Below are 24795 nucleotides of genomic sequence, written 5' to 3' on the forward strand. Positions count from 1 at the left end.
CTTTACACTGAGCAGAACTGAAGTGTTATCAATATTGAAATACCATTACAATTAAGATATTAAATATGATTTTTTGAAATGAGAAATGTTTACTGGTATAATCGAGCATTTAGGTAAAATAAAGCAGGTCAGCTTACAGGCAAATTCGGCAATCATTGTCGTTGACATAGGATCATTAAAAGATGGTGTAATTCCAGGTGATAGTATCGCCATAAACGGGGCCTGCCTGACAGTTACACAGATAAAAGGCACAGAAGTATATTTTGATGTTTCCAGAGAAACATTAAGCAAAACTAATATCGGTAAATTAAATGTTTCCGACCGTGTAAATATAGAAAGGTCTCTGAAGATAGGTGATAAACTCGGAGGGCATTTTGTAACAGGACATGTCGATTGTGTTGGCACAATTAACAAAATAGCAAATGAAACCGGCCAATGCACAGTGTGGATTTGCGTAAGTAACGAGACCACAAGCATGATGATAAAAAAGGGTTCTGTGGCCATAGACGGGATTAGCTTAACCATTGTAGATCTTAAAGAGAAACTGTTTTCTGTTGCTCTTATCCCATTCACGCTTGACGCAACAACATTAGGTTTTAAGAAGGCAGGACAGAAGGTAAACATCGAGACAGACATGTTAGGCAAATGGGTGAAAAGGATATTAACAACTAATGATACCTCCTCATCAGAGATATCGGAAGAGATGTTAAAAGAAAAAGGGTTTATGTAAAAAACAAAATGAAATCTGAGGGCAAAGAAAAAAAAATAATCGGAATAACAATGGGAGATCCCGGCGGTATAGGACCGGAGGTAATCCTTAAAGCACTGGCATCACCTGAAATAATGGCTGCGGCCAATTATGTCATAATCGGTTCTAAAAAAGTCTTGAGTGGCATTGCAGACAATCTCGGTTTAGATACGAGGCTACAGACGTCACGAATCGATAATAGATCATTAAATACATATAGAGGCTTAACAGATGATATAAATATATTAGACCTTGATAACATCTCAGTCCTGGATTCGCTGAAGCACAAACCCCTGCCGGAAAGTGGCAGGGCATCAATAGAATATATTCTGAAAGGACTTGATCTGGCGCTTGGAGATGAAATAGACGCGCTTGTAACAGCGCCCATAAGCAAGGAAGCAATCAAACTGGCAGGTTTTGATTATGCGGGACATACTGAGTTGCTCAAAGAGAAGACATCTGTAGAAAATGTCGTAATGTTTATGGTTGGAAAAAGACTCAGAGTCTCGTTTGTTACTACTCACCTTGCAGTAAATGAAGTATCCGGATTTATTAACCGGAAAAATGTACTCTCCACTATACAAATAACCGCAACAGGGCTTAAAACATTTTTTGGTATTTATCAACCTAAAATTGCAGTTTGTGGTTTAAACCCACATTGCGGTGACGGTGACCGCTTCGGTACGGAGGAGAGAGAAGTTATCATACCGGCGATAGCGCAAGCACGGGAAATGGGGATTGATTGCCACGGACCTCTATCATCAGACACCGTTTTTAATAAGGTGCTTAAAGGAGAGTTTGACAGTGTAGTAGTACAGTTTCACGATCAGGGGACAATCCCGATAAAAATGCACGCGTTCGATTCCGGAGTAAATATTACTCTTGGCATACCTGTTATCAGGACCTCACCAACACATGGTACCGCCTTTGACATAGCAGGTAAAGGTAATGCGGATCCCGGATCAATGATTGAGGCAATAAGTACAGCAGTTACAATGGCGGAAACACGAAATCATTTATTTGTGTAACAAACAAAACGGAAAAGGAGCGAATAATATGGGAAAAATACTAATTGCATACTATAGCAGAACAGGTAAAACAGAGAAAATGGCGGATTATATTGCCGAAGGTATCCGTTTCGGTGGTAACGATGCAGAAATCAGAAAACTGTCTGATATAAAGAGCGAGAAAGAGTTGGAGGGATACGACGGTTATATTTTAGGCTGTCCTACCTATCACAGAGATATGACGGCGAATATGAAGACATTCCTGTTTCTGGTAGAGAAAGCGCAACTGAATGGGAAGGCAGGAGGAGCTTTTGGCTCATATACACACAGCGGTGATGCACCAAAATATATCTATGATACAATGGAAAACGTTTTCAAAATGGATATGACGTCATTAGGGTCTTTCAATCTGCTGGAAAATTTAGTGGAAGGTACTGAGGGCATGAGGGCTTGTCAGGATTACGGAAAGAGCGTTAGTGAAAAGCTGTGACCATTGTTATAGTACCAGGTTCATAAATCAGATTTAGCAACATTATACAGGAAAGGACAGGAAATATGTCAACACAGGACAATCTACAGGAGGCATTCGCCGGTGAATCTCAGGCAAACAGGAAATATCTGGCTTTTGCTAATAAAGCAGATGAAGAGGGTTTTAAACAGGCGGCAAAACTCTTTCGTGCCGCGGCTGCAGCTGAAACAGTGCATGCCCACCAACATCTCAAAGTAATGGGCGGCATCAAAAGTACAAAAGAAAATATTCAGGAGGCCATTGAGGGAGAGACCCATGAGTATACAAAGATGTATCCTCAGATGATTTTAGAAGCAGAACAAGAAGGCAACAAGAAGGCTGTGCAGAGTTTTGATCTTGCCAATAAGGTAGAGAGTATCCACGCAAGCCTGTATCAGAAGGCACTGGACAAACTTGGCGACAATGAATCAGTCGATTATTATGTATGTCAGATATGCGGAAATACGACAGAAAATGATGCTCCCGATAAATGCCATGTCTGCGGAGCTCCTTCGTCCAAATTTACAAAGATTGACTGACCCATGCAAGACGTCCAAGTTAAAGTAAACCCGGTTGATTGGTGTTGCAACAAACGACTTTCCTTCGACATCGCTCAGGATGAGGGAAGACTGAGCGATGTCGAACTCTTATCAACATAGGAAGTCTTTACCTGAATATAAAATCCTTATGAAACAATGCAGCCCTTCAACACTCTCAGGACAAACCCTGAAGGTAGCTGCTAAATTATTAAGACGGATTACTTTAATCATGTTCTTTGAAGATATTATTACATTAGACATTCCACACACAAAATCGATGTTGAAAGCGCTTTTAGAGGAACGAGGCGTTCGTGTCAAAAAACAGTGGGGACAAAACTTTCTAATAGACCAGAATCTGTTACAGTTTATCGTTAAAGCTGCAGAGTTGGGCAGTAATGATGTGGTCTTGGAAATAGGAACCGGTACAGGCTCTCTGACAAGGTTGCTTACTCAGAATGCCAGACATGTTTTCGCTGTAGAACTGGACCGCAGACTGTTTGAAATCATGAAAGAGACACTAAAGGATTACAATAATGTAACTACATTTAACAAGGATATACTGAAATCAAAACACCATATCCATCCGCTAATCGTAGAGTCTATAACTGATTACATCCAATCTGCTCCTTCTCCAGAAAATTTGTCCGTCAAAGTCGTATCCAATTTGCCATATTATATCAGCACACCGGTTATTATTGACTTGCTACAGGAAGTATTACCCATCAAGACAATGATAGTGATGCTTCAGAAGGATACAACAGACAGGATGAAAGCGATACCGGGGACCAGGAATTATGGTGTACTTTCTATCATGGCTAAACTTTTTGCTGATGTAAAAGTATTGAAAAAACTACCACCGGACGTTTTCTGGCCCGTGCCGCTAGTAGATTCTGCTATCGTCAAGATGACAATTAATCGACACCGGTATGCTGACAGGGTTCGTGATTATCAAGACTTTCAGAACGTTATCCATGCAATATATGTTTCAAGAAGAAAAACTTTATTAAATAGTCTATTATCATTTTGTTCAGGACTGGGCATTAATAATAAGTCCAGAAACATACGTAATGACTTGATAACAATTGTAGAACGTACTGACATTAGACCTGAGAGCAGAGGAGAAGAGTTAGACTTGGAAAAACTGATTGATCTTTCCAATGGGATTACTGAGTATTTGAATACCTGGAGACAATCTGTACAGCGATAACAAACCAAGTAACTTTTACGACAAACGCTATCCTTCGACCCCGTACAGGATGACATGACACTGAGCGGAGTCGAAGTGTTATCAACATTAAATTATCAATATCAAATATAATCTGCCATAGCCATAGAGGCAGACAATTACCGGAGGTATTATGAAGTATTTTTTTTCACTTTTTATCTTAACTATTTCATTTGTTTTTTGCGCATCCCCTGCTATCGAATCAGCAAAGAATAAGAGACCAAAAATAAACCTGCGTCCATATTATAAAATAGTACCTCTAAGTGAAATTGAAGAAATCCCCAACATAGTAATACGTGAAAAGAGAGAGAATCAGGGTTTTATTGGACACAGCACAATCAGTCACAATTACGAAATAAATATAATAAAAAACGATAAAGTCGTTATAGATTATGCGACCGGATTGATGTGGCATCAATCCGGTTCTTTGAAAAGTATGAGCTGGAAAAGAGCTAAGAAATGGATAACAGATTTGAACAAGATGAGTTATGCCGGATTTTCAAATTGGAGATTACCAACGCTGGAAGAAGCGGCCTCATTATTAGAACCAATTGAGAAAAACAGTAATCAATTTATTGACACTGTGTTTGATAAAACACAATCAAGTATCTGGACATGTGACAGCAATGTTTCAAGTACCAGTCTACAGCTGGATAGAGCATGGAGCGTAAACTTCATCCATGGTTTAGTAAGCAGAAACGATATAATGTTCGAAAGAAAAAAAGTCCGTCCGGTACGGGTAAGTTCAGGTAATTGAGATTTAAAACTAAAATAAGGAGAGATTCAAATGGCTAATGACGAAGGCACAATATATGTAGCACATTGGACACATACACCGGAAAATTGTCCGGGCAGGACTAACGAAGGCGCGAAGATGCTCACTGATTTCTGGGCGAGCAAGAGTGATTTCGAAAAGAAGGGAATAAAGATACTTGGTTCCTATGTAACAGTAACTGAACACGATTACTATATTATCGTACAGGCAAAAGACTATTCCGAAATGGTCAAGTTCTTCCTGCCGCTCATCCCGACTCAGACCGGTTCATTCAGGCCTGTCCTTCCAATGCAGGAGTGGATTAACATAAACCAGCCAAAGTAACTATGTATTGGTCAGTCACAATCCTCTATAATATAGCTGATTGTGACTGAATCTCTTTTAAGAATGCCTGAAAATAGAGGGATTGTCCCTTATAAGTCTTAAACTTAATGAAAAAGGAGCCATTATGGGACTAAAGCATTATTCACTACTAAAAGGAACACTTATCGACTATCAGGAAGAACGCGATAATGATACTCCACATTTTCAGGTTAAGGTTGATGAAAACGGCAACTTATACCGTATAGCAGTAAACGTATTATCTGCCGCACAACCTTCAGAATTAAAATACATTGTGATTTCTGATTTTTCTCACACAATGACAGATGAACTAAGCAAACTTGAGCATGGCCTGCATTCAGTTAAATCAGAAAAAAATGGTATCGCACTGGATTATATCAGAGGAAATTTATTTGATATAAATAGTATGAAGCTAATACCTCATACGCAAACAGGTCCGGATAACGATTTGAATGACCTGCTTAAAATGTATTCTGACAGGGCAAAGAAGCAAAATGGTCCCATAATTTATGCTTTTGGGGAAAAATGGCCTACATCAAACAGACCCGACAGATATTTTGGTTTTAGTCCGGGACAGGGAATACATGATATTCACATGAATCAAGGAAATAGCGGCCGTTGGAAGAATGATAATGGAGTGTATCAGGATGGAGGATTGCTTTTCTACTTTCCGGAAAATAAACAGTGGATAGGAATATTTCTTGCTTTTCAGTCTCAGGCAATACATACAGATGACAAGACAGGTCATCCGCTTGATACACAACCGGATGACATTCACACTACTGGAAAAATCAGAATTGTTGCTGCATTGGTCAACCCGAAGGGAGATGATTATGGAAAGGAAACAGTCACCTTGCTTAATGTCAGTAATGACGATATTGATCTTAAAGATTGGAAACTATTGAATCACCGTAAAGATTCAAAAATTCTTTTGACCCAGACTTTGGCTGCTGGAGATTCACTAAAAATAGAACTCACCGGACAAGATATCCAACTTGGTAATAAAGGAGGCCAAATAACGCTTTTAACTCCGCAAGGTCTGAAAGCGGATGGCGTCTCTTACTCAAGAAGCCAGATAAGAAGGCAGGGATGGACTTTGATATTTTGAACTTAAAATGAGTGTCCTCACGGACCGTCAAAACGTAGTTTAAATCTTTTAAGAGAACCTATGGTCGGGTCAAGCTATGTAGTTGATAAATAATAAGTTGAGGCTAACAACTGTGCTTAATTTGGTAGTTCTTATAACTGCAAACTTATTGAATAGTGTATCTTTATATTTATTCTGCACCAACAACAAAGAGTCCAGGATTTTTTCTATATCATGATGTTTATATCTTAAGAAGATAACCCGAACCCCTTGTTCTTAAACGATATAATCACTTTGCCAACCCCAACTCTTTTCTAAGCTCAAGATCCTTAACACTGTTTTTATTCCAGTAGTCTGTCATCACGGCATGCGTGCGTCGTGCTTTCGTTGTCAATACTTTTGCATTTTTCCCTGAACCGCTTGTATAGGTATCGCTCCACGACAGAATATCATATGGAAAGTTATTGTTGAAGCGGATAGAAAGAGTCCTTTGCAGGGATGGATAGGTCACCGTATACTGTGAAACACCCCCCCTATCTCCATCCCGTATATTTATTAATTCCGCAACAGCCCCTTCCTCCCCTATATCAATCATGCGTAACGTGGTATAGAAACTCCCGGGAATCATTTTTATTTCTCCTATCGGAAGTTTTTCAGGAGCAATACGTATGTGTGTCCATATCTCATCCTCCAGATGCACAGATGGTACAGTCACGACCCTGTCCCCCTCCTTTTCAAAATATGAATACTGCTTTATTTTATAGTGGTCATCCTCAAGATTATACTGAAGGTAAACATGGCCGCACCAGTCCTGTCTTGTAGTTGATACTTTTAATGTTTTGTCTAGCTGTTGTTTTTCAGTAGAGATTGGTGTAAAAACGGATTTCATCATTGAATAGTCATAGATGCCCGTATCAAATCTCTTGATAAGGTTTAGCTTTAAGACCGGGATACTTTTTTGTCGAGATGATTCATAATCTGACTTTACCTGTATGTCGGGAAGAAATGACTCGGTAACAAATATCAAAATGGCATGACCGGGATGGATTTCGCCATATCGGCCCTGTTCGAGTTCAAAGCGTGTTATTTCCGCACCGTGATTGTGCCAGTATGAGTAAAAGTCCTTTTCCTCAGGTAATGAATAAGCTACGGATGTACAATGAGAAAATACTAGAGAAAATGTTGTCAGCAGTATTATACATTTTATCTTGTATTTCAAAATCATTTCTCCTTTCTTCACTTACCATTAATTTCAACCCCCCCCTCCGCGGCAGGAGTAGAGCTACTACTATTGTATGTGTTGTAGTCAGCTAAGCGCCATTTGGGTAGAAAAATATTGAATGTGCGCCTTATAAGTGGTTTGATTTATCAAACCCGTGTTTCCAGGCACGATAAATCGTACCGTTTCATCACGCATAAAACGAAAATCCCATAAATCAAATTATTATGTTGTTTTTCTCCTGCATTCCTTACATCCTTATAGTTGTTTCTTTTGTAGCGACTATAACTAATTTTTTATAAGAAATCCATGAAACCAAGAGACTGTTTATTTTTACATTCATCAACAATTACCACTATACATTAGTATATAAATTCCACACACAATCATATTCCAACAGGACAACATGGTCAAGTTGAATCTGTTAAATAAAATATGTAACCAATACCACCGGATGTCCTGGCTAATCATCAAAGCATATAAAAAATATTTAACAAGGAGTAACAAATCAGGTATACTTATTAGAGTTTAAAGTGCCTACTCGCCTGAATGACGTTATCAGGCAGGAAGTCTCAAGTGAACTAAAGTTAACTGCCTGTATATGAACATGCAGGTAGATAGCAATACCACGCTTAGCGAAGTTAAAAACTTTTTTTCTTTAGGCACTTTAGACACTTCAAACTTGATTTTAACATGATTGTAATATGGAAAGAACACAACCTGCAGGCTACTTACATACAGGATTAGATAGATATGAGGTTTTTGACTTTCAAGAGAATGGATTAGGAGAGCTAAAGTCTTTCATTAAGAGCAAAAAACTGCCCTTCAGTTTTCATGTACCATTTTTCAGACCCTCTTATTTTCCCTATATAGGTGTAACCACTTTTTTTCTGAATGATGATCCGAATAAAAGGACTCTCTCTTTTAAGCTGATCGACAACACCATGTATTACGCGAAGGAGTGGAAAGCAGATTTTGTCGTAACACATCTGACCTGGAAGGATGATTCTCCTGACAGGAAAAATGCAATAAACCTTGCGAATGACACAAGGTTAAAGTTCTGTGATCTGGCAGACAGATATAAGTTGCCAATTAATATTGAGTTCGGTGGATATTCGGGACATTTTCATGAGCCGGAACAATTTGTAGATTTTGTCAGTGATCACCCTTTATTGGGCATCTGTATTGATATAGGCCATACATCACTTATATCAGGAATACGAAATCGTAATTTTTTTAAAGATGTAGAAACTATGGCACCATATACAAAATCAATACATGTGTGGAACACGAAGGGTATGGAACATTGTAAAAAGTATAATCACGTACCTGTCCATCCTTCACAGAAAGCAAAAGATGGATGGATAGACATAAAAAAAACACTCGAAATAATTTTAGCACATAATAAAAACTGTAACATAGTATTCGAATATAACCATACATATTACGACAACATACCAGGTGAGGTTAAGGAAGGTATGGATTGGGTGAAGGGAATAGTAAACAGAAAATGACAGAGAACAAAGAGTTCAAGATATTATTTATAAACTGTAATACCATGATGGATGTCCTTCTTCCTGTGGGACTCTCCTTGATATCAGCATGCCTCAAAGAAGAAGGTTTCGGGGTAAAGTTGTTCGACACTACCTTTTACAAAACCGCAACAGAAACGGGTGACGAAGCAAGAGCAAAGAACCTTCAGGTAAGAAAAACAAACCGTGAGGAATTCGGACTGGTATATAAAGATACAGATATGTTTGAAGATCTTAAAAAGATGGTGGAAGAGTACAAACCGGATATTATCGGCCTTTCGTGCATAGAGTGCACTTACGAACTTGGTATAGATATGCTGAAAAGCATTAGAGAGTATTACAACGTTCCCATGATTGTGGGTGGTATCTTCGCCACTTTTGCCCCTGCGGAGATAATCGCTGAAGATTGTGTCGATATGGTATGCGTGGGAGAAGGAGAATACGCACTTGTTGAACTATGTAATAAAATAAGAGAAAAACAGGACATAACTACCGTACAAAACCTGTGGATCAAGCAGAACGGCAAGATATACAGAAACGGGATCAGAAGGCCCGTTAATCTTGACGAGCTGCCGTTCCAGGACTGGACAATATTCGAAGCCAGGAGATTTTACAAACCCATGGGCGGCAAGATATCTATGACCGGCACATTTGAAATGAACAGAGGCTGTCCATACAGTTGCCGGTTCTGCAGTGATTACGGGCTTAATAAACTGTACGCAAATAACGGCGGTTACTATAGAGAAAAAAGTATCAAAAGGCTTATTGACGAGATGAAGGAGAAAAAAGAGAGATACAATCTGGAATTTGCATATCTGGTAGCCGAAAGCTTTCTTACTACAAAACGGGAAAGAATAGCAGAATTCATAGAACGTTATAAGGAAGTGGATATACCATTCTGGATTGAAGCAAGACCGGAATCAATCAATGAAGAGAATATTAAACTCCTTGAGTCTTCAGGTTGTGAGGGAATAAGCCTGGGTATTGAAAGCGGCAACATGGAACTGCGCCGTAATCTTCTTGGCAGGAATATGAACGACGAAACAATATTAAAGGCTTTCAGCCTTTTAGAGAAGTCCAGTCTCAGGGTAAGCGCTAACAATATTATAGGCTTCCCGACAGAAACCAGGGAGAATATTTTTGAGACAATTGAGTTTAACAGAAAATTAAATGTACCAGGTGTTATGGTGTCACTATACAATCCATATAAAGGCACTGCATTACGCGATTATTGCGATGAAGAGGGTCTCATGCAGAAAGACGCGCATGCAGGTGACTACAGATCTGAAACAGTATTAAACATGCCTCAAATCTCCAGAGAGGAACTCCTCGCCCTTCAGAAAACATTCCCTCTATACGTAAGGTTCCCCAAGAGTGAGTGGCCAAGGATTGAAAAATGCGAAGGCGACAGCAGGGAAGCAGAAGCATTGTATGAAGAATTATCCCGTGAATATACTGAGAAGTATTTATAGTTAAACCATGAATAATCGGTGAAAAACAAGAAGAAATACAAAATACTATTGCTAATTGTCGGTTGCTCAATTCTTATTGCACTGATTTACAAAGTTGGTCCTTCAATTATTTACCAACAATTCATTATCCTGAAATGGAAAGTTTTGCTTCTGTTTTTTCCATTCTCACTGGTTTTTATCCTTGATACACTGGGATGGAAGTATTCATTTAAAGTAGGGAACATATGTTTTAAAGACCTCTTTATAATAAGACTTGCAGGAGAATCGGTAAATTCAATAATACCATCCGCAAATTTTGCCGGGGAACCTTTAAAAGCTTATTTTCTTAAGAGGCACAATATTTCAATGGTTGATGGTATGACCTCTGTTGTCATCTCAAAAACAATGATGGTGATAACACAGATAATTTTTGTAATGATTGGAATCCTCCTTTTTCTATATAAACTAAATATCTCCAGTACACGTTTGACAGGTTCAATAGCAATTGTATTATTAGGTATACCCGTAATAATATTCATTATCTTTATACAGAAACATGGTCTTTTTGCCTTTCTGTTAAAACTATTACGAATACTGAGAATAAGGATACGTTATATTGAAGAGAGGGAAGTCAGGCTGAGAGAGCTTGATGAAAACATATACCAATTTTACTGTCACAACAAAAAGAAGGCTTTTTACTCCTTTGTCTGCTTTTTTATGGGTTGGCTGGCGGGCTTGCTGGAAGTATTCCTGATTTTTTACCTGTTAAATATACCAGTAGATACTGTGTCAGCATATGTGATTGAATCACTTTCAACAGTTGCAAAAGGTATAACGTCATTTATACCTGGTAGCGTTGGTGGTCAAGAAGGAGGCATTATCGCCATATTCACAAGCCTGAAATTCGGCGCCGGTGTAGCGCTAACATTTGGTATTTTGAGAAGGTTCCGGGAAGTAATATGGACCGGTATCGGGTTATTTGTCCTTTCAAAACTTGAATGGGCAATTGCAGGACTACCAACGAACGAATAGTGTATTAACACGTATCATCACTTTTTCCCTGGTCAAAACTGTAGGGCCCGTTTCCCAAACGGGCATCATAATAAGCCCGTTTGGGAAACGGGCCCTACATGTTTACGACTAATAGTCTCATAAAACACAATCCCTACTCGATCTATGTGTTCTTTCAATTCCAGATGTTTAAGTTTATAGTAATTGGTCACATTAAAAAGATATGGGGTGGGCAGTTCATCCAGTTCCATGAGAAGTTTACCGGTAAGATCTTCTTCAGAGCGGCTGAAAAAGGCAAAGTCTATATCTGATCCTTTTTCATAATTCCCTTTGGCCCTGGAGCCATAAATTACTACTTTTTCAATTTCCGGAATTTTCAAGAAATAGTCTCGCAGAAGATCAATTGTGGATTTCGGCAATCCAAACATTATTTATCTTCCATTTTACTTTTAAAAAAATGATAGAGTTGTTTAATATTTTCTGTAATCAAGGCTAAAGTAGGGATGGCAAAAAAACAAAATAACTTAAGTAGTCCCACTTGACATCGCAACTGCCGAAAGTTATACTGCCGGTATGAAAACTGCAATTTCAATCCCAGACTCTGTATTTAAAGCAGCTAAAAAGCATGCAAAACGTATGCACAAGTCGCGTAGTCAGCTTTTTTCTGAAGCGATGGCTGAATACCTGGAAAGACACACTTATGGTCAGGCATGATGGAAATATCAATTAACGTTTTAAGATCTTTAATTTATCTCTTCCTCCAGAAAACCATACAAATCCCCGAATCCGACAACGTCTTTTGCCACATATCCAACCGGTATTAAATCCTCCGTAAGCAAGACGACAAGTTTGCCTTCCTTTGAGTCAAGGAGCTCAGGGTCCAATGCTATATCCACTATGTATTTTATGTCAGGAATAATACCCTTCCATTTTGATTGTTCGTCCGAACCCTCAGCAGAACGGACATGAGCGCTGAAATTTGGAGATTTATCTTTATATACGGTTGCAATATTGAAATCGGCGCCATCTTTTACCTCACCGTATATTTCATTTCGAAAGTTGTAAGATACCGATATCATATCATCACACCCTTCAGGTTCCAGTTTATGGCTCCCTTCTTTATGCACCATCCCATGTCTCCATGTCTTATAACTGCATATATTGTTTTCGTAATCATAATCCGTGACCATAGCACGCTCTTTTTCCCTCTTGATCTTTTTTTCATACGAATTGACAGGTTTAAGTCTGTTGGTAATATCATCAATCGTCATAGTTGTTCTGTAGATGTTGTGTCTATGTATAATCTTATCAAGAAATCCTGCCGTACACGCGTCAATCGTTACAACCAGGCTATCACCGTCTCTCTCACATTTAAATGTGGCTGTCCCTACTTTTTTGAAAAGCCAGAATCCGATATTGTACCTGAGAACCTCTCCTTCAAATGTATTTGTATCAGCGTTTACTCTCCCGGTATGAAAGAGAAATGGTAACAGCAAGCACGAAGCAATCTTTATAAAATAGTGTTCGGATATTGCAACATTAATCATCTATATCTTCAAAAATTGTAATGTTTTTTCAGGAATGTCTTTATTGCCACCCATTTTCATTGACATAATGTGAGAACGCAGAAATTCCAGATTGTCCGGGGTGTCAACATCGTACCATGGTGGAAGCACATATAAGGGTTTACTTATCTCCTGTATCCTTGACAGGGTCTGGCTGAATACTGTTGATGTGCTCCAGTCAACACCTTCAAAAATTGAATCGTTCTGCTCTGAAAGACCTATAAGATAATAACCACCATCGAAAGTTGGGCCTATTGTGACAGGAACTTTTTTCAGTGCTTCAAAGGCGTCCCTTATATAAGTTAAAGGAAGGGTAGGACTGTCTGTGCCTATAATTACTGTTCTTTTTGAACCTTTATCGAACGAGTGTTTGAACGCATTTTTCATTCGCTCACCAAGATTATGCCCCTCTTGTTGTAAATAATTTACTGATTTACCACATATACCTTGAAGTGTAGCTTCCGCATTTGGAGGCGTAAATGCGATAGTTACTTGATTGCATTTCAGTTTGTGTGTATTAGAAACTATGTCGGCAATAAATGCTTTGTATAACTCAGCAGCTGCCGGGGGAGAAAGAATAGGAGTAAGCCTGGTTTTGACCTTACCTGGAATTGGGCCCTTTGCGAATATAATAAAAGATGTACTCATTTATTATATGAAAGGATGGTTTCACTGGCTACACGCATAAGCCCTTCTCTATTCATTGTAGAAGTCAGACTATATAGTGTATTGCCATGTTTCCACATAACTACATTATATCCATTATATCTTGCAAAGTAATATGTCCTGCCCTTGAAGAATTTGTGCGGTAGTTTGTCCATATCGATCCCTGAACCGTTTGCCATCTCTAATGAAATTTTATTTTGATTACCTCTTAATCCAACATAAGCACTTTTTCTTCCGTCCCGGCTGTAGTCCTTACAACCTAAGAGTTCCATTTCACGCCCATTAAATTCAGGGACATCGATGGCAGGATTAGATCGTTGTAAATTTTGAAAATGCCTTCTTATTTCATTACTGTCTGAACTTACAAGATCAAGATGCATATTGTTATTAACGAAGCTATCGTGACGTTCTGCCGCGACTTTAACAATAGGAGAGTACTCTACCGGTCTGAAAAAAGCAAGATAAGCGGCAAGGCCAATAATAGTCATTGGTAATAACACCGCCATTGTTACATATGCCGGCCGTAAAGTAAATAAGCCAAAAATCCCATCCAAGAACGTCCTTTTAGATTCTACTACTGAAGGTTCCGGCCTGCTACGTCCTTCGTTTAACTCTGCCCACTGGCTCTTGATACTTTGCAGTAGATGTTGAGGTGTTTTGTGAATTTGGGTTTTTTCTTTTACGGTTCTCTTTATTGCCTGTTCGAACTCGAACTTTTCACAACACTTATGACATAAATCTATATGTTGTCTGATGTTTGAATAGTTCGTTTCATCAAGTTCATTATCCAGGAATTCGTGGAATTGCTCAATAGCTTCGTTACAAGTCATTATATTTCTTTTCCCTCATGTCTTTCTTTCAAAAAACCTCTTTCGTTTGCATAGTTCCATAAAGATTTCTGCAACAATTTTCTTGCTCTGAAAAGTCTCGATTTTACAGTCCCTATCGGACATCCAATAATTTCTGATATTTCCCCATAACTGAGTTCTTCAATATCCGAATACAAAACAACCTCCCTGAAAGCAAGCGGCAGGTTATTAACCGCATTTTTTACCTCATCCTCCAGAAACTCATAAACATCTGAAACTTCTCCTCTTTCATACTCTCCTGTTTTCTTATCAGTTTTAATCTTGTTGAATAAATAAAAGTCTTCAACCTCATCATAATGAACCGATTTGGGCTCTTTAATCTTCTTTCTATAGGTATTAATGAATGTATTTCGTAAAATCCTGAATAACCATGCCTTCAGGTTGGAACCTTCCTTAAACGTATGTGAAAATCTATGTACCTTAAGGTATGTTTCCTGAACAAGGTCTTCTGCTGATTCCCTGCTTCCTGTCATTCGCATTCCAAAGTTAAAGAGCGAATCTATATGTTCAAGGGCTTCTGCTTCAAACTCGCTAATTTTACTTTCCTGATTGACAAAGTCTTCCATTCATCACCTTATATAACAGCTTATTAAGGAAAAAGGTTCCTGTTTAAATATTTTAAAATAATTTTTGTCCATGTTATTAAACACAGGAAAAAAGGCAAGAAAATTATTAATAGAATGATATAAAGGTGTGAAATAACGGCTACATAGCTAAAATCTTATTTACTTTTTCAACTAAATACATTATAGTTATGCGTTTGTAACTATTCGCGGAGTATCATTAATAAACTAAACCCTATTGCATCAAGAGCCACAATTACCTTAATCCAATTTTATAAGGAAAACGGTATTCATTGACAAATAAGGCTTGACACTTGTATACATATGATACCCCGTGAATAGTTACAATCGTATTTTTAAAGACTTTATTGTAATTAATTTATCAAAATAGAGCAATTAGCTTTCCAGGTTTTAGCTAGTTCAAGGAGATACTTATGAGTAGAAAAACGGTTATAGTTGATGGTTGTACCGCATGCGCACATGTGGTACACGCTACTAATGAAATTATTACAATTTATCCAATAACGCCTTCTTCTCCTATTGCGGAAATCTGTGATGCAAAGTCCGCTAAAGGGCAGAAGAATATTTGGGAATCAGTGCCAAAAGTCAGCCAGATGCAATCTGAAGCAGGTGTTGCGGGTGCTGTGCATGGTTCTCTTACTACCGGAGCAATGGCTACAACTATTTCTGCTTCTCAGGGACTTCTCTTAATTATACCTAATATGTACAAAATTGCCGGTGAGTTGACACCTACAGTGTTTCATATAACCGCCCGTTCTCTTGCGGCGCAGGGGTTATCTATTTTTGGAGACCATTCAGACGTAATGGCGGCACGTTCTACCGGTTTTGCCATGTTGTGCTCTCAAAACGTCCAGGAATCAATGGACTTTGCGCTTATCGCCCAGGCCGCCACACTTGAATCCAGAATTCCGTTTATGCACTTCTTTGACGGATTCAGGACTTCACATGAAGTACAGAAGATCGAAGAGGTCAGTTTCGACGATATGCGCGCCGTAATAGATAATGATCTTGTAATTGCCCACCGCAAAAGAGGCCTTACCCCTGATCGTCCCAATATTCGTGGTACATCACAGAACCCTGATGTTTACTTCCAGGGAAGAGAGACTGTTAACAAGTACTATGACGCGACCCCTGCCATCGTCCAGAAGGCAATGGACAAATTTGCCGAAGTCGTCGGACGTCAGTATAAACTATTTGATTATCTGGGTGACCCGGATGCGGAACATATAATTGTCATCATGGGTTCAGCAAGCGAAGTTACACTTAATACCGTAAACGCGCTAAATGCCAAAGGTGAAAAACTTGGAGTTGTACTGGTAAGGCTTTATAGACCGTTTGATATAGAGGCTTTTGACGCAAGCCTGCCATCAAGCGTAAAATCAATAGCTGTGCTTGACCGTACAAAGGAACCAGGCGCAATTGGTGAACCTTTATATCTTGATGTCAGGACGGCCATTGGAGAGATGATGGACAGAGGCACATCAAAACTAAAGTCTTATCCAAAAATAATTGGAGGACGCTATGGCCTTGGCTCAAAAGACTTTACACCAGCGATGGTAAAGGCAGTATATGACAACCTTTCATCAGAAAAACCCAAAAACCATTTCACCATAGGAATTAAAGATGATGTTTGCGGCACCAGCCTTGATTTTGATGACTCTTTTGACATTGGAGAAAAAGGTGAATTCAGATCACTGTTTTACGGTTTAGGAGCAGACGGTACTGTAGGTGCAAATAAAAACACTATTAAAATAATTGGAAATGAGACAGATAATTACTCACAGGCATATTTTGTCTATGATTCGAAAAAATCAGGCGCGACTACCGTATCGCATCTTCGTTTCGGAAAGGATAGAATACAGAAACCATATCTCATTAAAAAGGCAAATTTCATTGCATGTCACAATCCTTCGTTCCCGGATAAGATAGATATGCTTTCAAACGCTGAAGATGGTGCGACATTCCTCCTTACCACATCTCACAATAAAGACGATGTTTGGGACACATTGCCGGCTGAGGTACAGGAACATCTTATATCCAAGAAGATGAAATTCTACATTATTGATGCCATTGCGCTTGCCGAAGAGATTGGCCTCGGCGCAAGAATCAACATGATCATGCAGACCGCATTTTTTGTTATTTCAGGGATTATTCCTAAAGAGGATGCTGTAAAATCAATAAAAACAGAAATCAAAAAGACATACATGAAGAAGGGTGAAGATATTGTCAATCTAAATTATAAAGCGGTAGATTCCGCATTACAGAATATTGTTGAGGTACCTGTCCCTGTTGAGGCTACCAGCTGTAAATGCATGCGTCCTCCGGTGCCTGATCACGCACCTGCTTTTGTTAAGGACGTAACAGCAACATTGCTGGCTGACAAAGGAGACTCCCTTCCTGTGTCTAAAATGCCTGATGATGGAACATGGCCAACGGCAACCACTCAGTATGAAAAGCGAAATATCGGTGTCAATATTCCTGTCTGGGAACCTGACGCCTGTATTCAATGTGCTCAATGTTCGTTTGTCTGTCCGCATGCCAGCATCAGGGTAAAGGCATATGACCCTTCACTGCTTAATGGCGCGCCTTCCACATATAAATCCATAGACGCAACGGGTAAAGATATGCAGGGTCTTAAGTTTACCGTACAGGTTGCCCCAGAGGATTGTACCGGTTGCGGTTCATGTGTTTTTAACTGTCCGGGACAGAAAAAAGATGCTGATGGAAACAAGATTGAAGGTGTTAAAGCGATCAATATGAAGTTCCAGGAACCATTGCGTGAGACGGAAGCCGAATGTTACGATTTCTTTCTCAAACTTCCTGAAACAGACAGGTCAAGATTCAAGGTTAACAGTGTTAAAGGCAGTCAGTTCGTGAAGCCTCTTTTTGAATATAGCGGTGCATGTTTAGGTTGCGGAGAAACTCCTTATATCAAATTAATGACACAGATGTTTGGAGATCGCCTGATGATTGCGAACGCGACAGGTTGTAGCTCCATTTATGGCGGAAACCTGCCTACAACACCGTACACAACAAGGGACGATGGCAGAGGGCCTGCCTGGTCAAATTCTCTATTCGAAGACACGGCAGAGTTTGGACTCGGCATGAGACAGACAATGGACAAGTTCCACGCACAGGCGATGGAATTGATAGATCGTCTTGCCGCGGACTCCTCTTATGCGGATTTAAAGGATCTGTTTAGTGCAATCAAACAAAATGCAGGCGTATCAACACAAGAAGATATTGAGGTGCAGAGAGGCCGCATTGATGAACTGAAGAAAAAACTCTCCGGATGCGATTCTCCTGAAGCAAAGAGCTTACTATCCCAGGCTGACTATATAATCAAAAAGAGCGTATGGTCCGTCGGAGGAGACGGCTGGGGTTATGATATCGGTTATGGAGGAGTAGACCACGTACTGGCAACAGGTGAGAACATAAAGTTATTGATCATGGATACTGAAGTGTATTCAAATACCGGCGGTCAGATGTCAAAAGCAACACCCCTTGGTGCAGTTGCACAGTTTGCGGCCGGTGGCAAGACAACTCCCAAGAAGAACATCGGCATGATAATGTCAACGTACGGTAATGTTTATGTGGCCCAGGTGAACTTTGGTGCAAATCCGGCCCAGACAATCAAGGCATTTGCAGAAGCAGAGGCATATGACGGTCCGGCGTTGATAATTGCATATTCAGTTTGTATTGCACATGGCATGGATATGAGTAAGGGTATCGATGCGATGAAGAAAGCGGTGACAAGTGGTTACTGGCCGCTCTATAGATATAATCCTGAACTCGAAGCGCAGGGTAAAAACCCGCTTCTTATCAACAGCAAAGAGCCTTCAACTCCATTTGAAGAGTATGCGTATCGTGAGAACCGCTACAAGGCGCTAAGGGCAGCCAATCCGGAAGCCGCAGCAGATCTTATGGAACAGGCAAAAGCAGACATCAAGAGAAGGTGGAATCTGCTTAAACACATGGCGGCGTGGGATCCTTCTGCGTGAGATATATTTATTGAATCTAATTCTGATTTTGTGTTAAGACGAGCTGAGTTTTAAGAATTTTTTACGTAAACTGTATAGCCTTATTTTATAAAGAAACCACCACACGGTTAAGTTTTGGCTACATACCCTTGCCGTAGCTATGCAAGCGCCCATCTGTCAAGGATGCTGATAGAATGGTGCCTAAATGCCGAAAGTTAAATCCACTAATAAGGATAGTTAGTCGTGTATAGCCAATATTTTATGCTGCCGCCAACAGAAACATTTGTTCAGGCGCTACAACCTCTGTTTTATGGTAATTTCACATGATTCTAAATGACTTATGACAGATTTAAGCAAATTTTTCTTAATTCATCTGTACAGGAAACCACCAGCTATCAGGCTGTGTCACAACCAGTTTCTTTAAGTACAATCTTGACCGTGGATAGACGATTGATTGGGTTGGAGACTGAAGAACTCCGTTTACACCGGATGAACCTGAATCAGTGTGACTCAACAAGACAGACAGTGAGTTGGGTCATTTAAACTATAGGGGATGTAAAGAGAGATAACACCAAAAAGAATTATTTTTAGATAAGAAATTTCAGCAAGGAGCATTGGTTAGCGGATTGTCAAAAAGTATAACTCCAGTTGCCATACTGACCCTCTTCCGTTACAATTTTTCTCTTGCACTGATTATTAACTAATGCATCTAAAAATAGTAGAAAATAGTCTTGACAAATCAAGCCATTTTACGTTAGATTATAAAACAATTACATTATAAAACACCATATTTTCTTGAGTTGCTGTTAGTAGTTTAATGATTGTTGTATAATTTTGAGATACATTAGTAATCAATACGAAGCTTAAACGTTAATATACTTTTACATTATATGATTAAATTAAAGGAGGGAAACTCATGAAAACTTTTCAGAAGTTACCTTGTATATGTAAACGGGTTACCATGCCGAGTGACGGACAAAATAAAGGAATGAGACGATCGATTTATTTTTCGGTTGCATTGGTGTTTTTATTACTGGTGGCCGTATCTGCTAATGCTACGCAGATAACGTATGATGTTTCTTTCAGTGCCAATACTTTCCAGATTGGGGCGGGACCAGATCCAGCGCCTACAGATCCTGTCTCAGGTAATTTTACGGTCACACTCGATCCAACAGTGGCAGTGACGAACAATACAGCCGACATCGCTTTGAATAGTCTGAATATTGCGTTGGGTTCGATGATTTCCTTCTCTTATGACCCAGTGGCCGGAACATTTCCTGCTGGTAGTTTAAGGGTGGGTGGTCTCTCGTCTGGTTCGGATGTTATCCAATTCAGCCCTTCGACCGATGATTTCTGGCTCTATATCAATGATTTTGCGACCACTCCGACATTCGAGCAGTTTGGGTACACACAAACATCTGTCAGCAACGCAAACTTGTTCTTTACACTAAATCAAACTGGTTCTGTTAATGTTGCTGCTGTTGAATCGGTACCCGAGCCGGCAACAAATGCCTTATTAGGAATAGGACTTGCCGGGATAGTAGGTTATGGCGTAAGAAGAAGGTGGAAAAAGGAGTGGTTAATAAAAGCCAGATAGTTGATTGCCGATCATTGCCAAATTAGTTCGAGAAGGTTTGTTTGTATAATTTGTAAAAAAAGTACCAGCCGTCTAAAAACCATAGGCTTTCATTTCACTGCTTTGATTCTATTGTTAACTCCGTCGAGTTAACAGACATGGATATGATAATCACAATTACCCTGCGTGCCTATAAAAGCTGGACATTTTACTTGTAATGTTTATCTAACCAATTATTTACCAATATTGATTCATTATACAGACACCTACATTTTTCATTAGCTGATGGATGTAGGTGTTTTTTTATTGATTGTCCATCCTAAACTAAATTTCAACAGAGTGAGTTTGCCGTACTGGGAATTTTACTTAACGAAATTACGTATGAAGCCAAAAATCAGATTCCTTGCGATTTAATATATTAAAGTGCTTAAAGTAAAGATAACGCTATTGAATATGAAGTAAACTCGACTTACAACTAACAATATAATCAAGAAAGGACTTTTGAACTATTAGGAATGAGTAATTTACAAAGCATGATAAAGTATTTGATTTATAGATGATATATCGATTTGTGCCATCTATAAATATATCAATTATTTGTTGGGTAACTTACTGATTGTTAGTATATAATAAGTTTATATTATGAATCGATTAAGTTGGTATATTATGCTGGGTGCAATGCTGATTGCGTTGTCTGCTTTTTTCTATGTTTTGCATTACTTCATTTTCAAGGATTCTCATCATATATTTATATTCTTGATTGGAGACATCGCCTTTGTATTCATTGAAGTTCTTATGGTATCTTTGATCATCCATCGTGTACTTGAAGACCGAGAAAAAAAGGCTCGGCAGAAACACATGAACATTATCATAGGGGCATTTTTCAGCGAAGTCGGAATGAAGCTTTTGGAAATTCTGTCCAAGTGGGATCCTCAAATAGAAAGAATACAACGAGAGTTGGCCTTCAAGGGAGACACTGCTGAAATAAGATTCGCAAGGGTCTGTAAGTATTTGAGGAAACATGATTTTAGCATTGAGCAGGAGATGCCCGATTGGGAGGCTTTAAAGGTATTTCTTGTAGCGAAGAGGGATTATCTCTTGAGATTGTTGGAGAATCCAAATCTACTAGAACACGAATTTTTTACAGACTTGTTATGGGCTGTGTTTCATATGGCTGAGGAATTCGAGGCTCGTATGGATGTAGATTGTTTGCCTAGTGAAGACCAAGATCACCTCCATGGTGACACGAAAAGAGTATATGGACAGCTTGCCCTGCTGTGGCTGAAGCACATGGAGCACTTAATAGTCAGTTATCCATTTCTGTTTTCTATCTCAATGAGATTAAACCCGTTTGATCCTAACCCAACCCCCATTGTGCAGAAGTCACAATAATGCTGATTACTACCCAAGAGTTATGCTAAAGCCTATCAAATGAATAGTCGATAAATGGACTATTCTGAGCTTCTTGAATTTGTAATAGAAGAATATCGTAAAATGATTGAGTATCTTGCTCAAGGGAACTTAGGCATCAGGATTGTGCTGGTAAGATGTGGTTTGAGGTGGGCAAACTCTAACTTTGAAGTTGGTACAATGAACGCGGGCAGGTGAGATTACAAAACATTCCCATCATAAGTTAAAGTACTATCAATAACGATGAAAATAGTTTAACTATCAGAAACTGTATAAATGTGTTTTTTTCTGCGAAAGGATATAATACTATGCGTTTTAACTTAAGGATTATAACAGGCTGCTTGTTTGCCACATTTTTCTTATTTACAAAAGTTTCTCTGGGAAGCAACCCCAGTGATTGGGCACCGACATGGAAACTTCCACCAGAAACGAGACCTGAAAATATTGTTGATGAACCCATAACGATACCGGGAGACGTCAAGAAAAGCCAGTTCTTCAGTCCAACTGCCTGCGGAGCCTGTCATCCTGAAATCTTTAAGATGTGGAGTGGTTCAACTCATGCGAATGCCTGGAAAAACCCATTATTTCAGGCGGTTTATAATCTGGGTAAAGAAACAGCCAAAGGAGAGTCACAAAAACAAACCATAGAATCATGTGTCCGCTGCCACCATCCTATTGGACACAGTGCAGGAGAAACAGACCTTCCTCTGGATGATGAAAAGGGAGGTGTTGTATGTGATTTCTGCCATTCTGTAAGAGCAACAACAGGAATCGGTAACGCGCCGTACATTTTAAGTCCCGGTAATGCGGTTGCAATGGAGGGAGGCACCAAGTATGGGCCGTTTGATGACTGTCCTGATACGATACACAAAAGTCAATTTTCCGAGTTACACACACGCTCAGAATTCTGTGGAGGTTGCCACGATGTATCACATGCGGGAAATGATCTTCCTATAGAACAAACTTACACCGAATGGAGACAAGGTCCGTATAATACCGGTGATCCAGAGACCTCTGTACATTGCCAGGACTGCCACATGAGACAGCGTCCCGGCTTTCCCTCCACAGGAAGTACTGAACGTCCTGATAACCCTGGGTTTGCTTCTCCGGAAATAATGGGAGGCAAAGAGAGGCCACATATATGGACTCACTATTTTGTAGGCGGAAGCGCTGCCCACATCTCTCTGCCACCAAACTCAGAGGTGCAGCCTCAGATGGCTATTGATAGGTTAAAGAATGCAGCAACACTTGAAGTTCATGTAAATCCAGATGTCAAAAAAGGCGGCTTACTACAATTTCAGGTAGACATTAAAAATACTGGAGCAGGACATTATCTGCCTACCGGTCTGACAGAGTTACGGCAAATGTGGTTAGAGGTTTCTATAACTGATTCTGCCGGAAGCCTTCTGTTTAAGCGTGGTGGAGTGGATAGCAAAGGAAATATTGATTCAGTGGCGACGATATATCACACAGTATTTGGAAATGAACATGGAGAACCGACCGTACATGTCTGGGAGGCGACACACATCATCTCAGACAATCGAGTTCCTCCAAAAGGAAAGAAGGAAGAACAATTCTCTTTATTAATCCCGGAAGATATTAAGCTTCCATTAAAGATAAAGGCTGTTTTGAATTATCGTAGTGCTCCGCAGTATCTTGTGAATGATCTTTTGGGTGAAAAGTCAATTGAACTCCCCATAATTAATATGACGGAATTGACAAAGGAACTCAGCCTGTGAGGCTTGCCGGTCATTCCTCAAATAAGAAAGTATTTGTTTCATAGTGTTTTTTAGAATTAATAATTAAAAGATGTAAAAGCATGGTTCATATAATTTTTTTTAGTGATAATTTTTTTAATTAAATAAAAGTCAGGGAGAAACAGCATGTCAACAATGGATAATTTAGAAGACGCTTTTGCCGGTGAGTCACAAGCAAACAGAAAATACCTGGCCTTTGCCAAAAAGGCAGAAGATGAGGGATTTGGTCAAGTGGCAAAACTTTTTCGTGCCGCAGCCGAGGCGGAAACGGTACATGCACATAAACATTTGCGAGTAATGGGAGGTATCAAAAGTACTAAAGATAATCTTCAGGAGGCAATAGGCGGTGAAACACACGAGTTTACAAAAATGTATCCTGAAATGATTGAAGAGGCAAAGAAAGAGGGAGATAATAAAGCCCTGCAGAGTTTTGAATTTGCCAATAAGGTTGAGAGTATCCATGCAGATCTTTATCAAAAAGCTCTTGATAATCTTGGAAAGAATGAAAACGTTGATTATTATGTCTGTCCAATCTGTGGAAATACAGTGGAAAACAGCGCACCCGACAAATGCCCCATTTGTGGAGCATCAGGTACACAGTTTATGAAAATCAGTTAATTTATTATATTAACCGGGCAATTAAATACGTAATATTATTGTCAGATTATCTGATTGTGAAATAATGTGTTATGCCTTTATAGGTAGCATCTAAATAATTGCCGAGTTAACAAGGAGATCGAAAAATGATAAAATATGTTTGTAAAATGTGTGGCCATGTTTATGATCCTGAAGAAGGTGATCCTAATGCAGGAATAGCGGCCGGTACTAAATTTGAGGATCTGCCTGATGATTGGGTATGCCCTGAATGTGGTGCAAAAAAAAGTCTATTTAAGAAAGCAGATTAATCATAATGAATATAAATAAATTTAATGCGATTAGCTGTT

At 39.3% G+C, this 24795-nt stretch carries 24 protein-coding genes; 18 read left to right on the forward strand and 6 right to left on the reverse strand.

All coding sequences use genetic code 11. From position 1 onward, the window contains the following. Positions 1 to 85 precede the first annotated feature (85 nt). The 8 genes from ribE to SCALIN_RS06495 all read left to right on the forward strand — a co-directional run bounded on the left by ribE (position 86) and on the right by SCALIN_RS06495 (position 6252). Positions 86 to 730, forward strand: coding sequence for a riboflavin synthase (gene ribE, locus SCALIN_RS06460; RefSeq protein WP_096893594.1), 645 nt, complete (start codon positions 86 to 88; stop codon positions 728 to 730). 8 nt (positions 731 to 738) lie between these two features. Beyond that, entirely contained in the window at positions 739 to 1776 is a 1038-nt protein-coding gene (gene pdxA / locus SCALIN_RS06465) for a 4-hydroxythreonine-4-phosphate dehydrogenase PdxA (RefSeq protein ID WP_096893595.1), read from the forward strand. Positions 1777 to 1804: 28 nt separating this feature from the next. Beyond that, entirely contained in the window at positions 1805 to 2245 is a 441-nt protein-coding gene (locus SCALIN_RS06470; RefSeq protein ID WP_096893719.1) for a flavodoxin family protein, read from the forward strand. Between the two features lie 65 nt (positions 2246 to 2310). Then, positions 2311 to 2802: a rubrerythrin family protein gene (locus SCALIN_RS06475; protein ID WP_096893596.1), complete on the forward strand. Its 492-nt coding sequence runs from the start codon at positions 2311 to 2313 to the stop codon at positions 2800 to 2802. Between the two features lie 148 nt (positions 2803 to 2950). Continuing rightward, the gene (gene rsmA, locus SCALIN_RS06480; RefSeq protein WP_162532184.1) at positions 2951 to 4009 is read left to right on the forward strand and encodes a 16S rRNA (adenine(1518)-N(6)/adenine(1519)-N(6))-dimethyltransferase RsmA; all 1059 of its coding nucleotides are present in this window, start codon (positions 2951 to 2953) and stop codon (positions 4007 to 4009) included. Between the two features lie 151 nt (positions 4010 to 4160). Continuing rightward, positions 4161 to 4784 carry an Lcl C-terminal domain-containing protein gene (locus SCALIN_RS06485; protein ID WP_096893598.1) on the forward strand — a complete coding sequence of 208 codons (624 nt, stop codon included), beginning with the start codon at positions 4161 to 4163 and terminating at the stop codon, positions 4782 to 4784. Between the two features lie 30 nt (positions 4785 to 4814). After that, positions 4815 to 5126, forward strand: a complete 312-nt coding sequence (locus SCALIN_RS06490) for a DUF3303 domain-containing protein (RefSeq protein ID WP_096893599.1) — start codon at positions 4815 to 4817, stop codon at positions 5124 to 5126. 124 nt (positions 5127 to 5250) lie between these two features. After that, positions 5251 to 6252 carry a DUF2278 family protein gene (locus SCALIN_RS06495; protein WP_096893721.1) on the forward strand — a complete coding sequence of 334 codons (1002 nt, stop codon included), beginning with the start codon at positions 5251 to 5253 and terminating at the stop codon, positions 6250 to 6252. Between the two features lie 268 nt (positions 6253 to 6520). On the opposite strand, the gene SCALIN_RS06500 is transcribed toward SCALIN_RS06495, so the two are convergent. Beyond that, positions 6521 to 7450: a septum formation inhibitor Maf gene (locus SCALIN_RS06500; RefSeq protein ID WP_133111724.1), complete on the reverse strand. Its 930-nt coding sequence runs from the start codon at positions 7448 to 7450 to the stop codon at positions 6521 to 6523. Positions 7451 to 8154: 704 nt separating this feature from the next. On the opposite strand from SCALIN_RS06500, the gene SCALIN_RS06505 reads away from it, so the two are divergent. The 3 genes from SCALIN_RS06505 to SCALIN_RS06515 are packed head-to-tail and all read left to right on the forward strand — an operon-like array spanning position 8155 to position 11465. Further along, positions 8155 to 8964, forward strand: a complete 810-nt coding sequence (locus SCALIN_RS06505; RefSeq protein WP_096893602.1) for a sugar phosphate isomerase/epimerase family protein — start codon at positions 8155 to 8157, stop codon at positions 8962 to 8964. Then, entirely contained in the window at positions 8934 to 10454 is a 1521-nt protein-coding gene (locus SCALIN_RS06510) for a B12-binding domain-containing radical SAM protein (RefSeq protein WP_133111726.1), read from the forward strand. The genes SCALIN_RS06505 and SCALIN_RS06510 overlap by 31 nt, the downstream gene beginning before the upstream one ends. A gap of 18 nt (positions 10455 to 10472) precedes the next feature. Then, positions 10473 to 11465 (forward strand): flippase-like domain-containing protein, encoded by a 993-nt coding sequence (locus SCALIN_RS06515; RefSeq protein WP_096893605.1) that lies wholly within the window; start codon positions 10473 to 10475, stop codon positions 11463 to 11465. Between the two features lie 65 nt (positions 11466 to 11530). On the opposite strand, the gene SCALIN_RS06520 is transcribed toward SCALIN_RS06515, so the two are convergent. From SCALIN_RS06520 to SCALIN_RS06540, 5 genes are all read right to left on the reverse strand, one after another. Continuing rightward, a complete protein-coding gene (locus SCALIN_RS06520; RefSeq protein WP_096893607.1) occupies positions 11531 to 11872 on the reverse strand; it encodes a nucleotidyltransferase domain-containing protein in 342 nt (113 codons plus the stop codon). Between the two features lie 315 nt (positions 11873 to 12187). Continuing rightward, positions 12188 to 12991 (reverse strand): DUF3108 domain-containing protein, encoded by an 804-nt coding sequence (locus SCALIN_RS06525; RefSeq protein WP_096893609.1) that lies wholly within the window; start codon positions 12989 to 12991, stop codon positions 12188 to 12190. Further along, complete coding sequence (locus SCALIN_RS06530) at positions 12992 to 13657, reverse strand: TIGR04282 family arsenosugar biosynthesis glycosyltransferase (protein WP_096893610.1); 666 nt, start codon at positions 13655 to 13657, stop codon at positions 12992 to 12994. Further along, the gene (locus tag SCALIN_RS06535) at positions 13654 to 14505 is read right to left on the reverse strand and encodes a zf-HC2 domain-containing protein (RefSeq protein ID WP_096893612.1); all 852 of its coding nucleotides are present in this window, start codon (positions 14503 to 14505) and stop codon (positions 13654 to 13656) included. The genes SCALIN_RS06530 and SCALIN_RS06535 overlap by 4 nt, the downstream gene beginning before the upstream one ends. Then, positions 14505 to 15110 (reverse strand): sigma-70 family RNA polymerase sigma factor, encoded by a 606-nt coding sequence (locus SCALIN_RS06540; protein ID WP_096893613.1) that lies wholly within the window; start codon positions 15108 to 15110, stop codon positions 14505 to 14507. Before SCALIN_RS06540 ends, SCALIN_RS06535 begins: the two co-directional genes overlap by 1 nt. A gap of 431 nt (positions 15111 to 15541) precedes the next feature. Between SCALIN_RS06540 and nifJ the strand changes: the two genes are divergently transcribed. The 7 genes from nifJ to rd all read left to right on the forward strand — a co-directional run bounded on the left by nifJ (position 15542) and on the right by rd (position 24756). Continuing rightward, the gene (nifJ, locus tag SCALIN_RS06545) at positions 15542 to 19129 is read left to right on the forward strand and encodes a pyruvate:ferredoxin (flavodoxin) oxidoreductase (RefSeq protein ID WP_096893615.1); all 3588 of its coding nucleotides are present in this window, start codon (positions 15542 to 15544) and stop codon (positions 19127 to 19129) included. Positions 19130 to 20096: 967 nt separating this feature from the next. After that, positions 20097 to 20705: a PEP-CTERM sorting domain-containing protein gene (locus tag SCALIN_RS06550; protein ID WP_162532185.1), complete on the forward strand. Its 609-nt coding sequence runs from the start codon at positions 20097 to 20099 to the stop codon at positions 20703 to 20705. A 621-nt stretch (positions 20706 to 21326) separates the two neighbouring features. After that, a complete protein-coding gene (locus SCALIN_RS06555) occupies positions 21327 to 22076 on the forward strand; it encodes a hypothetical protein (RefSeq protein ID WP_096893618.1) in 750 nt (249 codons plus the stop codon). 54 nt (positions 22077 to 22130) lie between these two features. Then, the gene (locus SCALIN_RS22005; protein WP_162532186.1) at positions 22131 to 22292 is read left to right on the forward strand and encodes a hypothetical protein; all 162 of its coding nucleotides are present in this window, start codon (positions 22131 to 22133) and stop codon (positions 22290 to 22292) included. 110 nt (positions 22293 to 22402) lie between these two features. After that, positions 22403 to 23833: a multiheme c-type cytochrome gene (locus SCALIN_RS06560; RefSeq protein WP_096893620.1), complete on the forward strand. Its 1431-nt coding sequence runs from the start codon at positions 22403 to 22405 to the stop codon at positions 23831 to 23833. A gap of 144 nt (positions 23834 to 23977) precedes the next feature. Next, positions 23978 to 24469, forward strand: a complete 492-nt coding sequence (locus SCALIN_RS06565) for a rubrerythrin family protein (RefSeq protein WP_096893621.1) — start codon at positions 23978 to 23980, stop codon at positions 24467 to 24469. A gap of 125 nt (positions 24470 to 24594) precedes the next feature. Next, on the forward strand, positions 24595 to 24756 hold the full coding sequence (gene rd, locus SCALIN_RS06570; RefSeq protein ID WP_096893622.1) for a rubredoxin: 162 nt from the start codon (positions 24595 to 24597) through the stop codon (positions 24754 to 24756). The last annotated feature ends 39 nt before the right edge of the window (positions 24757 to 24795 follow it).

The organism is Candidatus Scalindua japonica (genome assembly GCF_002443295.1).
Taxonomy (GTDB): Bacteria; Planctomycetota; Brocadiia; order Brocadiales; family Scalinduaceae; genus Scalindua; species Scalindua japonica.

What these genes read in the sequence shown, in the direction of transcription:
- ribE (WP_096893594.1), top strand. Translation starts at nt 86, where the DNA reads ATGTTTACTGGTATAATCGAGCATTTAGGTAAAATAAAGCAGGTCAGC.
- SCALIN_RS06565 (WP_096893621.1), top strand. Translation starts at nt 23,978, where the DNA reads ATGTCAACAATGGATAATTTAGAAGACGCTTTTGCCGGTGAGTCACAA.
- SCALIN_RS06495 (WP_096893721.1), top strand. Translation starts at nt 5,251, where the DNA reads ATGGGACTAAAGCATTATTCACTACTAAAAGGAACACTTATCGACTAT.
- SCALIN_RS06470 (WP_096893719.1), top strand. Translation starts at nt 1,805, where the DNA reads ATGGGAAAAATACTAATTGCATACTATAGCAGAACAGGTAAAACAGAG.
- SCALIN_RS06530 (WP_096893610.1), bottom strand. Translation starts at nt 13,657, where the DNA reads ATGAGTACATCTTTTATTATATTCGCAAAGGGCCCAATTCCAGGTAAG.
- SCALIN_RS06520 (WP_096893607.1), bottom strand. Translation starts at nt 11,872, where the DNA reads ATGTTTGGATTGCCGAAATCCACAATTGATCTTCTGCGAGACTATTTC.
- SCALIN_RS06475 (WP_096893596.1), top strand. Translation starts at nt 2,311, where the DNA reads ATGTCAACACAGGACAATCTACAGGAGGCATTCGCCGGTGAATCTCAG.
- rsmA (WP_162532184.1), top strand. Translation starts at nt 2,951, where the DNA reads ATGAAACAATGCAGCCCTTCAACACTCTCAGGACAAACCCTGAAGGTA.
- SCALIN_RS06535 (WP_096893612.1), bottom strand. Translation starts at nt 14,505, where the DNA reads ATGACTTGTAACGAAGCTATTGAGCAATTCCACGAATTCCTGGATAAT.
- SCALIN_RS06540 (WP_096893613.1), bottom strand. Translation starts at nt 15,110, where the DNA reads ATGGAAGACTTTGTCAATCAGGAAAGTAAAATTAGCGAGTTTGAAGCA.
- SCALIN_RS06505 (WP_096893602.1), top strand. Translation starts at nt 8,155, where the DNA reads ATGGAAAGAACACAACCTGCAGGCTACTTACATACAGGATTAGATAGA.
- SCALIN_RS22005 (WP_162532186.1), top strand. Translation starts at nt 22,131, where the DNA reads ATGGACTATTCTGAGCTTCTTGAATTTGTAATAGAAGAATATCGTAAA.
- SCALIN_RS06485 (WP_096893598.1), top strand. Translation starts at nt 4,161, where the DNA reads ATGAAGTATTTTTTTTCACTTTTTATCTTAACTATTTCATTTGTTTTT.
- SCALIN_RS06550 (WP_162532185.1), top strand. Translation starts at nt 20,097, where the DNA reads ATGAGACGATCGATTTATTTTTCGGTTGCATTGGTGTTTTTATTACTG.
- SCALIN_RS06490 (WP_096893599.1), top strand. Translation starts at nt 4,815, where the DNA reads ATGGCTAATGACGAAGGCACAATATATGTAGCACATTGGACACATACA.
- nifJ (WP_096893615.1), top strand. Translation starts at nt 15,542, where the DNA reads ATGAGTAGAAAAACGGTTATAGTTGATGGTTGTACCGCATGCGCACAT.
- SCALIN_RS06525 (WP_096893609.1), bottom strand. Translation starts at nt 12,991, where the DNA reads ATGATTAATGTTGCAATATCCGAACACTATTTTATAAAGATTGCTTCG.
- pdxA (WP_096893595.1), top strand. Translation starts at nt 739, where the DNA reads ATGAAATCTGAGGGCAAAGAAAAAAAAATAATCGGAATAACAATGGGA.
- SCALIN_RS06560 (WP_096893620.1), top strand. Translation starts at nt 22,403, where the DNA reads ATGCGTTTTAACTTAAGGATTATAACAGGCTGCTTGTTTGCCACATTT.
- SCALIN_RS06555 (WP_096893618.1), top strand. Translation starts at nt 21,327, where the DNA reads ATGAATCGATTAAGTTGGTATATTATGCTGGGTGCAATGCTGATTGCG.
- rd (WP_096893622.1), top strand. Translation starts at nt 24,595, where the DNA reads ATGATAAAATATGTTTGTAAAATGTGTGGCCATGTTTATGATCCTGAA.